This is a genomic window from Rhizobium chutanense, assembly GCF_002531935.1.
In the GTDB taxonomy this organism is placed as follows: Bacteria; Pseudomonadota; Alphaproteobacteria; order Rhizobiales; family Rhizobiaceae; genus Rhizobium; species Rhizobium chutanense.
Genome location: NZ_NWSV01000056.1, coordinates 1 through 13,388 on the forward strand (window position 1 = coordinate 1; position 13,388 = coordinate 13,388).

At 52.9% G+C, this 13,388-nt stretch carries 10 protein-coding genes and 3 pseudogenes; 7 read left to right on the forward strand and 6 right to left on the reverse strand.

Annotated elements, in window-relative coordinates:
- The first annotated feature begins 759 nt into the window (after positions 1 to 759).
- The 4 genes and pseudogenes from CO666_RS32790 (at position 760) to CO666_RS35110 (ending at position 4,844) form a co-directional block, all read left to right on the forward strand.
- On the forward strand, positions 760 to 2,046 hold the full coding sequence (locus CO666_RS32790) for a lysine N(6)-hydroxylase/L-ornithine N(5)-oxygenase family protein (protein ID WP_010009012.1): 1,287 nt from the start codon (positions 760 to 762) through the stop codon (positions 2,044 to 2,046).
- An 81-nt stretch (positions 2,047 to 2,127) separates the two neighbouring features.
- Entirely contained in the window at positions 2,128 to 2,907 is a 780-nt protein-coding gene (locus tag CO666_RS32795; protein WP_010018321.1) for a phytanoyl-CoA dioxygenase family protein, read from the forward strand.
- A 21-nt stretch (positions 2,908 to 2,928) separates the two neighbouring features.
- Positions 2,929 to 3,258: a cupin domain-containing protein gene (locus CO666_RS32800; protein ID WP_004677772.1), complete on the forward strand. Its 330-nt coding sequence runs from the start codon at positions 2,929 to 2,931 to the stop codon at positions 3,256 to 3,258.
- A 1-nt stretch (position 3,259) separates the two neighbouring features.
- Positions 3,260 to 4,844 (forward strand): annotated as a pseudogene (locus CO666_RS35110) (class I tRNA ligase family protein).
- A 111-nt stretch (positions 4,845 to 4,955) separates the two neighbouring features.
- On the opposite strand, the pseudogene CO666_RS32810 reads toward CO666_RS35110, so the two are convergent.
- Positions 4,956 to 5,123: pseudogene (locus CO666_RS32810) on the reverse strand (IS3 family transposase); the annotation flags it as partial.
- 387 nt (positions 5,124 to 5,510) lie between these two features.
- Between CO666_RS32810 and nodD2 the strand changes: the two are divergent.
- On the forward strand, positions 5,511 to 6,467 hold the full coding sequence (gene nodD2, locus CO666_RS32815; RefSeq protein WP_004677768.1) for a transcriptional regulator NodD2: 957 nt from the start codon (positions 5,511 to 5,513) through the stop codon (positions 6,465 to 6,467).
- Here the strand turns inward: nodD2 and CO666_RS34375 are convergent.
- The 3 genes from CO666_RS34375 to CO666_RS32830 form a co-directional block, all read right to left on the reverse strand.
- Positions 6,447 to 6,794, reverse strand: a complete 348-nt coding sequence (locus tag CO666_RS34375; protein WP_012489591.1) for a hypothetical protein — start codon at positions 6,792 to 6,794, stop codon at positions 6,447 to 6,449. The two genes, nodD2 and CO666_RS34375, sit on opposite strands and share 21 nt — an antisense overlap.
- An 81-nt stretch (positions 6,795 to 6,875) precedes the next feature.
- On the reverse strand, positions 6,876 to 7,784 hold the full coding sequence (gene nodD3, locus CO666_RS32825) for a transcriptional regulator NodD3 (RefSeq protein ID WP_097603699.1): 909 nt from the start codon (positions 7,782 to 7,784) through the stop codon (positions 6,876 to 6,878).
- A gap of 151 nt (positions 7,785 to 7,935) precedes the next feature.
- Positions 7,936 to 8,961, reverse strand: a complete 1,026-nt coding sequence (locus CO666_RS32830; RefSeq protein ID WP_012489592.1) for an LLM class flavin-dependent oxidoreductase — start codon at positions 8,959 to 8,961, stop codon at positions 7,936 to 7,938.
- Positions 8,962 to 9,861: 900 nt separating this feature from the next.
- On the opposite strand from CO666_RS32830, the pseudogene CO666_RS32835 reads away from it, so the two are divergent.
- Positions 9,862 to 10,606: pseudogene (locus CO666_RS32835) on the forward strand (transposase); the annotation flags it as partial.
- A 155-nt stretch (positions 10,607 to 10,761) separates the two neighbouring features.
- Here CO666_RS32835 and CO666_RS32840 read toward each other — a convergent pair.
- Complete coding sequence (locus CO666_RS32840; protein ID WP_004677747.1) at positions 10,762 to 11,283, reverse strand: aminoacyl-tRNA deacylase; 522 nt, start codon at positions 11,281 to 11,283, stop codon at positions 10,762 to 10,764.
- An 85-nt stretch (positions 11,284 to 11,368) separates the two neighbouring features.
- Positions 11,369 to 12,064, reverse strand: coding sequence for a DUF6875 domain-containing protein (locus CO666_RS32845; RefSeq protein ID WP_004677746.1), 696 nt, complete (start codon positions 12,062 to 12,064; stop codon positions 11,369 to 11,371).
- A 354-nt stretch (positions 12,065 to 12,418) separates the two neighbouring features.
- On the opposite strand from CO666_RS32845, the gene CO666_RS34380 reads away from it, so the two are divergent.
- Entirely contained in the window at positions 12,419 to 12,961 is a 543-nt protein-coding gene (locus CO666_RS34380) for a hypothetical protein (RefSeq protein ID WP_012489593.1), read from the forward strand.
- The last annotated feature ends 427 nt before the right edge of the window (positions 12,962 to 13,388 follow it).

The window sequence follows — 13,388 nt, forward strand, 5'->3', positions numbered from 1 at the left end:
TCTGGTCCCTTTCCCAGCCAGGAAAATGCACCGGAAAACTCTAACCAAAATTGGTCCAGTTTGAAGGGTTCAGATCAGCATCAGCCGCAACTTTCTACCAGCGCCGTCGCTTATCCGATCCGACGACCATGTCTATTTTGTGGGGGAGAACGGTGTTGCCGGTGGTCATGTTGGCGATCGGTGCTTGTACGTTCGCAGGCCTGTCCACGTTTCAAAGCATATATGCCGAAACGCGCGGACTCTCACCGAATGTCTTCTTTCTGACATTCACCGTCACGACTGTCACATTGCGATTCTCCGTCGCGGGTATGATCGGTAAGTTGCCGCTTGGGCGCCTAGCACTCACCCTCTTCGTGACGACACTGATTGGGATCGGACTTTTGGTTTTGAACCCGGGAAGCGAGCTGCTGTACGTCGTCGCCACCGTTCTCTTTGCGATAGGCTACGGTCTCACTTATTCGACCTTGAATGCGATGGTGGTGAACCTCGCTGGCGAACGTGGTCTGTCAATCTCAACGGCCTCCCAAGTCTTTACACTCGCTTATTTTCGTGGGTTCGTTCGAATTCCCGTATCTCGGTGGCACATTAATTGCTGTTTATGGCATCGACGTTGCCATGCTCGTGATGGCGGGTCTGGTCGCTCTCAACATCGCAATCGCCAGTCAGACATTGTGGAGGGCGGTGTAGGAGACAGACGTCCTTCGATAATGATTTCCGTATCGCTGCCCACGTGCCCGCCCAACCAAAGGAAGTGTGTTTATGCAAGTGCTGGATCTCATCGGTATAGGCATCGGACCCTTTAATCTTAGTCTTGCAGCACTCGCGTGTCCGACGCCGCTGCGCACTGCCTTTTTCGAAAAGGAAAGCGGCTTCGATTGGCATCCTGGGCTGCTGCTGCCCAACAGTCGCCTGCAGGTATCTCCGCTGAAGGACTGTGTGACACTTGCAGATCCGACCAGTCCGTTTTCGTTTCTCAACTACCTCGCGGTGCATGGACGGCTGTACAGCTTCGTAAACCGGTGCGACGCGACCACGTCGCGAAGAGAGTTCACACAGTATTTCCAATGGGTTGCGCATCAGTTGCCACAACTCCGGTTTGGGGAGGAGGTTACCGACGTAACCAGATTAGACGAGGGTTACCGCGTGACGACGACTCGAGATCACTACCATGCACGCTCAGTTGCGATTGGCGTCGGTGTCGTTGCAACAATTCCCGAATGCGCCAAACCTTGGCTGGGCGAGAAGGTCTACCATGTGGCGAGCTATCTGGATCGGCCACAAATCGACATCGGTGAACGCGTATTAGTCGTTGGTGGGGGGCAGAGCGGTGCGGAGGTTGTTGAACACCTATTGGGCAGTCCGGGTATCGGTAAAATTACATGGGTGACGTCACGCGGGAACCTGTTCACGAGGGATGACAGCTCTTTTATCAACGTGTCATACACGCCGTCTTACAGCCAGCGCTTTCATTCGCTGCCACTTAAAAAACGTCGCACTATTGTCGACGACGAAAAACTCACCAGTGACGGCATTTCAGCAGAATTGAGCAACCGCATTTACGAAACTATCTATCACCGCAGCGCGACTGGCAATATTGACGATGTCATTCAACTGCTACCCGCAGTCGTCATGAAGGAGTTGTCTCCTCATGCGGACGGTTGGCACGCGCTGTTGGCTTCGCACGGCACCTGTCAGCGACCGACTGTAGTGGCTGATCGGGTCGTACTCGCCACCGGTTTCGAGCCTCGCCCGCTAGCGTTTATCGATCGCCTATTGGCTTCCGCTTCTATGGAAGGCGGTCTGCCGGTCGTGAAGGACGATTACTCCGTTCAATTCGAGGACAACGCCCCCGGCCAGGTATATCTGCAAAACCGATCCCCAGTCCAAAGTGGCTTGCAGAGTGTGAATCTATCGCTCGTCGCCTACCGAAACGGTCGCATCATCAATAGCCTGCTTCGGCGTGAATACTATCTGAACGTCCCAGATCGGCCGATCCTTGGGTGCCTAGGTTTACTTCCCGCTCAAGAGACACAAAACGCAAGATAACACTCCAGTGCAGTGCAGCTCGGGGCGCCTGCTCACGACGCAGCTTTACCAGGCGGCTTTAAATCTAAAAAGGAGTTACACATGTTAACCAAAGAACAAAAATCAACATGGGATGACGTTGGATACATTAGGATTGAGTCATTTCTCGATCTAGAAAGCCGAGATAAACTTTCAGCTCTTGTGGCTGATGTTTCGTGCTGGGAGACAAGTGAAGACAAATGGCTGATATGGTTCGAAAAAACAACTGACGGTAGGAGGATCATTTCGAAGGTCGAGAACTTCCTCGAATTTAACGCCCCCCTGCGTGATTTACTGCTGGCTGACCACCGTATCGAGTCGATCGTCGAAGAGTTACTGGGGGAAAATGCCCGCATGCTCAAAGAGTTGCTGATCTTTAAGTACTCCGACAGCGGCGGCTATCGCCCGCATCAGGACATCTACCATATCCCACATAAGCTACCAGACCGGATGGTGCACGCGATTGTTGCAATAGGCATCGACGATTCCGGCCCAGACAACGGAGGGCTTTTCTTCAGCCCCGGGAACCACAAAAAGGGCGTGTTCCCAATGGACGCCGGCGGCGTAATGTACCCCGAGGTCGCGGACAGGCTGGCCTGGGAGCCCGTAACGTGGAAGGCCGGTGACATTTTCATCTTTGACGACTATGCCCCACATTACTCAAAGCCCAACAAAAGTGAAAATTCTCGAAGGGTGATTTATCTCGTGTTCCAGCGTGCCTCAACTGGTGGGCCAACGAGGGCCGAATACAACAAACTGAAACGCGCCTACAACCCTCCCGAGGGCAAGGTCTCCAACATCGACGAGCTCAAGCCGCCGAACGGCATTTTCTATCGCGATTGAAGGCAGAGGACAGAGGCAAACATGTATACGAAACAGATCGACCGCTCAATCATGCGCCAGGAGTATGGCGTTCTGGTGTGCCGGTTACTTGAGCATCTACCGCAGGCAGTCGCAACGGCTTTCGGCACATCGATTGTGGAGGTGGTACCTGGCGATGCGGTCGATCTTCATTCGCACCCAGAGCACGAACTCTGGGTATTGATCTCGGGCAGCGGCGTGTTTCAATCCGATGGAGAAACCTCCGCAGTCAGTGGGGACACGATGGTCTATATAGCGCCGCACCAAAAACACGCGATCAAAAATAGCAGCCCTCAAACCAGCTTAAAGTTCCTTTCGATATGGTGGGATTGAATTGAGAGCAAACCAACATACTTTTTTTGCCTGCTCGGCGCCGCCGTGCCCGAACGGCAAGCTGCATCTTGGGCATATAGGTGGCGTGTACCTTCTCGCCGACGTGTTCGTACGCTACCACCGCATGGTAGGCAACGCGGCCTATCACGTGACAGGTGCGGACGAACATGGCACTTACACGCTGGTGAAAGCCCGAAAGCTTGGCAGGCCGGTTGATGACGTCGCACACATGCACATTGAAGAAATTCTGCAGTGTCTGCGGTCAGTTGATATTGAACCGGACGTATTTGTAAGGACTTCAAGCGAAGACCACAAAGACCGCAGCTTGGCGATCTACGACCAACTAAGAGCGTCCGGCTACGTTGAGCTGCGCGACGGAGAGCAACTGTATTGCGGGACGTGCGAAGAGTTCGCCGCAGACTCACTCGCGGTCGGAGAGTGTCCAGCTTGTAACGCGCCAACAGATAGTAACCTTTGCGAAGATTGCGGCTCGGCGCTGCAACACAATCTACTACGCAACCCGATTCACACGACATGCGGCCAGAGCCTTATCTTGCGCCCGATTCGACAGGTTCATTTTGAGCTTGAAAAATTTGCTCCGGGGCTCGATCACGCCATTGAGGCGAGCGGATGGCCGGAATCCATAAAGCGCAAAGAACTTGACTGGCTACGGTCAAAACTGATGGCATTGCCGATGTCGCGGCATTTCGACCGTGGTGTGACTTTGAACTACCCGGTGGAGAGGCCAAACTTTAATGACTTGGTTTGAAGGATTGTGGTGCTATGAGACAGGAATCGAACGCCTCTGCAAGCAAAATGGCGCAGATCTCGATGACACTATGCGCAACGCGAGCACGAGACTCGTATTCTTCATGGGTCAGGATAACCGGTTTTATTACACGATCGGCGTTACTGCTAGTTTGTTCTCGCGCGGTTATGCGATTCCATACAACCATGCAATTCAGGACTTTTATAAGCTCGAAGGCGCGAAATTTTCTACTAGCCGTGACCACGCTGTGTGGGCTGACGAGGTGGCAGCAGATATCGACACGAACGTGCTGCGCTACTATTTGGCTAGCCTCGCCAAGCCATTTGGCGCAAACGACAACGATTTTCTGATCGAGGGGCTGCTTCAGACCGCGGCTAGAATTCGTGCTTTCGAAACGGCTTTGCGCAAGTACGCCGGATGTAACGAGACGCTGACGGCCGACAAGCTGACAGTCGAGCAGAACCACAATGTTAAACGATATTCCGAAGCGGTGCAGGACTTGCGCGTCTGGGATGCCATGGACGCCATAGACGCCTTTTTCGACGTTGCGTCTTTTTCAAGGGCAGATACCTCAGTCAGCGCAGCGGAAGTTTCCGTATTTCTAAGCCTTCTTAATCCTGTGACCCCGATGCTTGCGGCGCGGTATGGTGCTTTCTTTTTCGGAGCCGGATGGCGGCCGGGGCTCGATGGCGGCACTATCCGGCCAAGCACCGGCTTACGCAAACCGGTTGATTTCCCATTGTTTAGCGACCCGATTCCGGAAGCCTTCATAGAGGCTTATGAAAGACGATTTAGGCAAGTCCGGCCGAATTCTTAGCTTTTAATGACGGCAACCGCTTTGACGATCCCGAGGCGAGTAACGCGGACGCCGACCGGATGACGGCATCTCGATAGCGGAGAACGCAAGGCGGCAGTCGGGCGACCTACTTCGTTCCGAAAGGCCCACGACGGCTTTCTGGCGTGCGACGGCGTCGCGCTTGGCGGCGGGCCTTTCTATTTTTTTAAGGAGCTCGGGAAGTGGGGCCGTATCCAGGATCTGCTCGGCGAGCAGTCTCTTCAGTGTGGCGTTCTCTTCCTCAAGCGCCTTCAGGCGCGTTGATCTTTTCATCACAAATTACTGGCACGCCACCAATATCTTGAACATGCTTCCAAACAGAAGGAGCCCGCCAGTCGATAGCCAGCGTACGGCAAAGCCTCTCCGGTATCGCGATATGATGAACCTACTTCCGCCCATCCGTTCACTAGCATTTCATGTCGCTCGGTGACGCCGCTCCACATCGCCTATTGCTAAGGTGCCATTCGATATTTAAAGTGGATTATCTGCAACTATAACGTCTATCGTAACTATGCGGCCTACTTAATTGATCACCAAACTAACCTAAGCCTTTTTGACGAACCTTCATTGGATCTATGCTGGAAGGTTCTGTACTGGAAAAATCGATTGTTTGGATATAAAATATCCGTTGTTTGGATGTGACTAAAGATGCGTTTCAAGGGCCTTGATCTAAACCTGCTCGTTGCATTGGATGCGCTCACGACCGAGCGCAACCTAACGGCTGCCGCACGTAGTATCAATCTAAGTCAACCAGCAATGAGTGCCGCCATTGGTAGGCTTCGGGACTATTTCCGCGACGAATTGTTTACAATGAATGGTCGAGAACTTCGGCTGACGCCCCGTGCCGAAGGACTTGCCTCGGCAGTGCGTGAAACTCTCTTGCAGGTACAATGCTCAATCATCTCTTGGGAGCCGTTTAACCCGTCGAAGTCTGACAGATGCTTTAGAATAGTTCTGTCCGATTTCATGATGCTGATATACTTCAATAAAATCATTGAGCGAGTTGCTCGAGAAGCGCCCGCAGTCAGCTTTGAGTTGCTGCCTTTGGATAGTGATCCGTACGAGATGCTTAGCCGCGGTGACGTCGACTTCCTCATCGTGCCTGAATTTTTTCTCTCGGGCGCACACCCGAGCGCAAAACTGTTCACAGAGAAGTTTGTATGTGTAGCCTGTTCGACAAATGTGGACCTACCTTCAGCGCTGACGATCGAGCAATATGTCTCCACGGGACACGTCGCTGCCGCGTTTGGGCGCTTTTTGAAGCCATCGGTCGAGGGCTGGTTCTTGCTCGAGAATGGTATTCAGAGGCGGGTGGAGGTCGTCGTGCAAGGGTTTAGCTTAATACCACCAGTCCTGCGTGGCACGAACCGCATAGCTAACCTACCGCTTCGCTTAGTCGAGCATTACGAAAGTACTTTCCCTTTGCGGATCATCAACCTTCCGTTACCGCTCCCCGTCTTCACAGAAGCTGTTCAATGGCCAGCGCTCCATAATGCCGATCCAGGGAGCATCTGGTTCAGGGAGATATTGGTTGAGGAAGCTTCCCGTATGATGTCCTCCAACGCACCTAAAATACATGGGTTGCTACAACAATCCGGTTCCTGACCAAGGTTCCTGCTTGAGTAAGATCCGCCCGAGCCCGAATAAGTTCAACAGCCACCAAAGAGGCTTTTCAAAGGTATCCATCCGGGGAAGGCCGCTGACCTTGCCCCCAAGTTTTATCCAGTTTTGAGTTCGCTCCGACGGTTTTGGGTTGCTGTATTTGCGGCGGTAGCGGCGGGTTGCGGTGCGGAGCAATTGTGGTCCCCCAGCACCCTTCGATTTGCCGCCGAAGGTGCTAGACAGCACGTCGCGCAATCGTCCGAAGGGCGGCCGATCGGCGACGGGCGTAGCGCTCAGCTTCGTCGATAAAATGGCCTGCGGGTCACTCACAGGTGGTGCCGTCTTCAGCTAATCGGCCGCGTCGCGGGTCGTCGCTCCCAATGCAGCCCAGCTTCCTAGGTTTCAGGATGGTCACGGCAATCGCGCTGCCTCCTGAACCATTATATCTCGCATCCAGATATTTGCCGGATCTTTGTCGTGAAGTACCGGCCATTGGACTGCCTCGGTGAATGTCGGCAGCGCTATCGGGGGCGCAGTCATCCGCAATGGTATCGTGTCCTCAAAAAGCCCAACTAGTCGGAACGGAACGGTTGCGATGCGATCGGTGCCCATTAGGGCGGCGGGGATCATGCTAAAGCTTGAAACAACGACTTCGACCCGCCTCTTGAGGCCATGCTCCTGCAAGAAGCAATCTTCTATGGTAGGCTGCTGCGTCCGACCGAACCTAACTACCGCGTGCCCCATTGAAGAATACTCCTCGGCAGTAAGGGCTTCCTCAAGTTGTTTGTTATTACTGCAGCCGACGCAAGTCAGTCGTTCCTGAAATAGATCTATCTTAGGGTGCGCGCTCGACATGAATAGCGGTGGGCTAATAAGGAAGTCTACGTCGCCGCGTCGCAAAAGCTCGTCTGGATTGTCAGTAAGAGGCAGCAAGTCAAAACTAATGCCGGGTGCTTCCCGCGCAAGACGCTCCAGTATCTTCTGAAAAAGAACAACTGTAACGAAATCGCATAAGCTTACTCGGAAATGACGATCTGATTGATCAGGAGTAAATTTATCCCAGGGTATGATATTGAGCCGAATATGCTGTAAAGCCTCACGAATCGCAGGCGCGAGGTCTTCCGCACGCGGAGTTGGAACGAACTCACGACCACGCATCGTAAATAGTTCATCGCGGAAATAGGAGCGGAGCCGGCGGACAGCTGCACTCATTGCGGGCTGGCTCAGATTAATGCTACGTGCCGCCGCAGTAAGGTTGCGCTCAATCATTAGTGCATCGAGCGCGACAAGGAGATTTAGATCGAGGCCCTTAAATCGCATATCTTTTAACTATCCAATAGTGCAGCCCATTCCACAATGGCTGTTCCTACGGCGATGGCTGAATTCGCCTTGACGCTCCTCAATCGATTTGAGGGCGCGGCCACAGAGACTTAATCTCTGTGATCGGAAAGCAACCTGAGGCCAGTCCAGATTAAGCCATAACTCCAGAGTGAACGCTCGTTGCAGTGTAATAGGAAGCCTCCAATGGCAAATCACCAAACGCCAGCTGGCAAAGAAGATAATTAGCACCTGCTTCCTCGACATGATCGAGAAGATCTTGCCTAACTGAAGCAGCAGTACCAACTACGCACAACTGACAGTCTACTGCTGCATCAAAATCCGGCGGGAGGTTCTGAGGAGTCTGTATCCCGTTAATCTCGTACAGAAACCTAAAGCTCCGAAGCCACCGTTGATAAGCCGGGGCCGCGAGCGAAATGGCATGCTTCGTCGTGCTGCCGGCCACCACCATTCGGACCAACCCAAGGAACGGCGCCCGTTTCCTGTCCCCGGCGGTACGTCTCTCGTGTGCTCGGTAGGCATCAGTGATCTGGCGAACAGCAGAAGCAGGGCCCCCGCAGGCAAGATTTGTATCGTTCTCAGCCGCCCAGCGCGCAACCTCAGGACGACTGGTTGTAATCCATGTCGGAGGCTGAGGACGTTGATGTGGCCGCAACATCAACGGGACTTTGTCTAGTTCAAAGTGGTCGCCTTTGTAGGAAAGAGCCTGAGCTCCTTCCTTCATCGCTTGGATGACGATCTCGCTGGCTTCGAGATAGCGCGATGTCGCCACCTCCTCATCAATACCGAAAAAGCTCCATTCGATTGGTAAGGAGCCGCGCCCCATGCCCAACTCGAGCCTGCCACCGCTCAGATGATCCAGCATGCAAATTTCTTCAAACGCACGTAACGGATGATAAAGGTTCAACAGCATAACCAAAGGACCGAGACGAAGATGCTGCGTGCGCTGAGCTACGCTTGCTAGAAATAGATTCGGCGAAGGTCCTCTGCCGTGGGGAGTACAGTGGTGCTCTGCGACGTGATATCCATAAAAGCCAAGGCGATCGCAGACCTCTGCCAACTTCATCCGATCTTCATACTGGCGCCCAATCTCCCTTCCGTCTTCGTCCAAATGGTCGAAGATACCAACCATCAGCTTTGCGGGAAGAGAGTTTGTCATTTAAATGTCTCCAAGTTTGGCGGCGAATTTTCGGTGACCAAGACCGGAGGGTGGCCCCGATGTCTTTCGCCAGGAATCATCGAAAAGCTGCTGGTTCTAAAAAACGATGCTGACGCCGATGAGCTAATCATAATGCTCACGTTGAAATGACATTGAATCATTCGTATTCATGTATGACTTCGCGGTGGGTAACACCCCATCTCGCATACCCACAGCTCCGTTCACTTTTGAGAAGCCAAGGATTGGCAAGATCGGATAGTGGTTGTTCAGCTTTTGTGGCGACCCAAATGTGTTAAAGCTGGTATTCGGTTTAATGCGACGAGGCTCCTGCAGTAGGCGAAGAAAGGACCCAGAGCTATGTCTCGGCGCTTGATTGGCAGACGAGAGCGCCTTCTGCAGTTCCACGTTGGCCATGTTCGTCTCCATTTACCGGCCAGGTCTGTGACCTTGCCCTCGGCTGCTCTCGGTGGAGCAACATCATGGGGTCCCCAATTCATAATCGAGGTGTTTAATAACATCCCATGGCTTCGTAAAATTGATTGTTTGTATGGCATTGATCCACCAGGTGAATAACCAGGAATCTTCACCGTCAAAGGGTTGCTGATCGAACTAGCATACGGTCGACCCAGGCGAGATCACGGCCCCTTCCGAAGGTGGAAGGATCAGGAGCCAGTGCGGTTTTGGCCGCAGCGCAACAGCGCCGATACCAGAAATAGATGTGACGCAGTTGGCTTCCGCGTCTTTCGTGCACGCTGTTGTATGTCCTTAACATTCCCCATCTTAACTTCATAGGATCACAGGTTTTACGATAGGGAAATTGCTCTCAACCCTTCAAACTGGACCAATTTTGGTTAGAGTTTTCCGGTGCATTTTCCTGGCTGGGAAAAGGAACGGAACACGATGAAGGCATCGCAGTTTTCGGACGCTCAGAAGGCGTTCATTTTGAAGCAGGGTGATGAGGGCGTCTCGATCGCGGAGATTTGTCGCAAGGCGGGGATCAGTCAGACGACTTACTTCAACTGGAAGAAAAAGTACGCCGGCATGTTGCCGCCAGAGATGAAGAGGCGCAAGCAGCTTGAGGACGGGAATTCGCGATTGAAGAAGATCGTCGCGGATCTGACGTTGGACCGTGAGATGCTGCAGGACGCCATCCGCCGAAAGCTCTAAGGCCTGAGGGGTAGCGGGAGGTGGTGTCATGTGCCGCGATTGGGCGATCTCGATCCGGCGTGCCTGTGGCGCGTTGAACTTCGATCGGTCGACCGATCACTACATCTCTCGCCGCGCCGAGGCCGGTCTAGACCTGTGAGCGCGGGTGCGCTACGGCTATCGTCGCGTGCATGTGCTTTTGGAACGCGAGGGTTGGGGCACCAACATCAAGCGAACCTATCGCATTTACAGGGACTTGGGACTGCAGCTGCGGAATAAGACTCGGAAGCGCCGTGTTAAGGCGAAACTTCGCGAGGATCGGCAAATGGCTGTCGGACCAAATGACGTGTGGGCGATGGACTTCGTGCACGACCAGCTCGCAACCGGAAAGAAACTGCGGGTCCTGACGGTGGTCGCCACCTTCTCACGCTATGTTCCCGCGCTTGATCCGCCTCACAGCTATCGAGGTGAAGATGTCGTGCAGACGTTGGGACGGGTGTGACGATTTTCGTTATAGTGCGCACTATGAGTCCGATTACGCAACATACGTATTGAACCCTCATTCTCTAATCGAGGCGCCGTTACGTGGAACCGCATTTCCTTTCCCGAAGAAATAACCTACCTCACGGCATCTCTATGAAAGGTGACGAGGCGTTAGGTTTGACTGGCCCGTCCACGCGTCTGTAACGGCTGCCCGATCTTCCAAAGCATGCTTGTGTCGATCTCAAGCTCGACTCCAACCTTGCCCGCACCTGTGACTACGGTAGGATAAGAAAAAAGGGCGGTGTCGATCAGTACAGCGATCTTCTGGAGACCGAATGGTGATACGCTTCCTGACGGGTAGCCGAAGAGATCGAGTACCTGTTCTTTCTGAGCAAGCTCGGCTCGTTTCCATCCATACGTGCCAGCAACCGCTTTCATGTCAATCTTTGAAGGTGATGGCAGCAAAACGGCACAAAGGTGGCGCGCAGGATGAGACCGGCGCATCACATCGTTCGCTTTCTGCTCGGCAATAATCATCGTCTTTGCAACGCGCCCCACGGGAACGCCGATAGCGGAGGCTAAATCGGAAGGAGATGTAATAGGGGTGGCGAACTCACTATAGCGCCACAATCGTACCGTCGACGCTCCGATCTGGTGCAGTTCAGCAAGTACGTTCGGATGAACGTCCAACATAGTCGTTTCCTTCCGGTTCACCTGGTAGGACGATCGAGGATAGCTGTTTCAGCGACTGCGAGTACAGCCCTCTTGCGAGTAAGTTTCAGGCGGTTCGCTCCAAAAGCTGCCTAATGCGGCGGCGACCCTCGTTCCCAAAAATACTGAAGTAAGCCTCCAGGCACTTATCGCTATCGAGCATGAAAGGAGCATCATATTTGGTGATATGCCGAATAGCCAAGGCTGGAACCGTTGTGTCGAGCGGTCGAAACATCCTGTTGTGCAAACCGGGCTCCGGGCAACCTGGATAAAATTCACCGATCATGAAACCTTCCTGAATGAAGTCGGGCTTCAGCCGTTTTTGCAGTTGACCAATCCTGATAATCTCTCCTTCATCCTGTATTCCAGGAAGGGCAATGATAATGGCCTTATAGATCCAGTCGCCCGTTCGATCGTTGAAGGACTTTACGGGTTTCATCTGGCTGAAGACGGCGAGCATACGCGCCAAATCGTTTTCGATTTCGTCAACTGCAACAGCTTGCGACGCGGCAACCCGTAAAAGCCCCTTCGTCAGAGCCTCGGGAACGAAAGGGCAAACGCTCCCGTCCCGACCTAAATGAGGATGTGGATTGGAGAGGAATTCTGAGGCATACCGAGCAAATTTCTGAAGAGCTGCGTTTGCATACTCATCATAGGCGTTGTATCCCGCATCAATATTCTTTTCCAGAATTTCGCCCACTGTCATCAATGGACCAATCGTCCCGAAAGGTTGGCTGTAATCTTTCCAAATTTCTTTATTCATTTCGGATCCCTGGTTCGAAAAGCCACGTGCAAAACGGAAGGTCGGGCTCTTGCATGCCAGCTCGGGCGGCGGGCGAGCTGGTCGGGGGCCAATCAAGAGACCGACCTTCCATCGGAAGCGAAGCTCCCGAATTTTTGGTAGCACTCGTAGTTACACTTGTGTAACTGTTTTTTTAAATGGATGTGAAAACAAGAGCGGGGGCTCGTGCACGATGAAGGTTAGTCTCACGACCGCCCGCAAATTCTTATATTCGTCGTAGTTATGAAGACATACATATGATAAATGTCGCCGCGATGGGATCCGGTAACAGGCTTTGGGTGAAAACAGAACGACCCATTGCGCAGAGGCGTGGCCGTGGCGAAGACAACACGAAGAGAAATATATACGCCAGAACAGATCGACGTCGGCGTAAAGCATAAGCTTGAGAAAATTGACTCGTTTTTGTCAGATCTCGTTAGCGAAAATTCCGAAGAAAAACTATTCCTGAGGAATATTCTTGGATTGATGCTTAAAGTATATCATATGGACGCCAATAACAAACCCATGACGAAGATGCAGGCGTGTCGCTATCTGCCTTTCAAAAACCAGACTGTTTGCCAAAAGTATGTCGAGGCAGCGCATTTGCGTGGGTTCATCGACATCACTCGGGATAAAACGGACAAACGGCGTCTGATTGTTGTTCCAAAGGAGCCGTTGGTTGTCTATGTCAATGAATATATAGCTGACTTCCTTGATGACTGCCGTAGAGCGATTGACAGTGCCGCTCAAGTAGCTACGCTTCCTGAGGAAGGGATGGCAACGGCAAGTTCTTCATCTATTGATAAATCGCCAGCGTCTTCTGGGGCACCTGTGGGTTCCTCTCAAAAGAGAGTCGATCGAAAAGCCAGGAAATTTTAGCGAGTTTTATTGTGGGAAAGCAAAAGTAAGAAGCCGGTCTCGCGCGCGTTTATCCTTTCATCAATCAAATGTTTCCTCCGTAAACAAGCTTCATCGAGGTAACCCGCTTCGCTTAACCGGCCTGACGGCCGGTGCAGGCGCTGCTAGGGGGAGCGGCTGTATCGTCGTTTCGGCCAAGAAACTGCGCGGGAAGTTCGGCGGCATCCTCAGCCTTATCACCTTGGCATTTACGCTATCTTTTTAGGCGAGGCGGAAACCGCTGACGCGGTCCTCCATCTCTTGGTCGAGACAGTGTGACCTGCCACTGAATTTTCATCCGGCGTCTGACCTGCCACTGAGAATTTCTGAACCGCTCCCAAACGTTGGACCACCGGATGCTAGAGTTTTCGGGCTTCATTCAGGGAGGCGGGCTGGTTGCGCCTCCCGA

What these genes read in the sequence shown, in the direction of transcription:
- CO666_RS32790 (WP_010009012.1), top strand. Translation starts at nt 760, where the DNA reads ATGCAAGTGCTGGATCTCATCGGTATAGGCATCGGACCCTTTAATCTT.
- CO666_RS32795 (WP_010018321.1), top strand. Translation starts at nt 2,128, where the DNA reads ATGTTAACCAAAGAACAAAAATCAACATGGGATGACGTTGGATACATT.
- CO666_RS32800 (WP_004677772.1), top strand. Translation starts at nt 2,929, where the DNA reads ATGTATACGAAACAGATCGACCGCTCAATCATGCGCCAGGAGTATGGC.
- nodD2 (WP_004677768.1), top strand. Translation starts at nt 5,511, where the DNA reads ATGCGTTTCAAGGGCCTTGATCTAAACCTGCTCGTTGCATTGGATGCG.
- nodD3 (WP_097603699.1), bottom strand. Translation starts at nt 7,784, where the DNA reads ATGCGATTTAAGGGCCTCGATCTAAATCTCCTTGTCGCGCTCGATGCA.
- CO666_RS32830 (WP_012489592.1), bottom strand. Translation starts at nt 8,961, where the DNA reads ATGACAAACTCTCTTCCCGCAAAGCTGATGGTTGGTATCTTCGACCAT.
- CO666_RS32840 (WP_004677747.1), bottom strand. Translation starts at nt 11,283, where the DNA reads ATGTTGGACGTTCATCCGAACGTACTTGCTGAACTGCACCAGATCGGA.
- CO666_RS32845 (WP_004677746.1), bottom strand. Translation starts at nt 12,064, where the DNA reads ATGAATAAAGAAATTTGGAAAGATTACAGCCAACCTTTCGGGACGATT.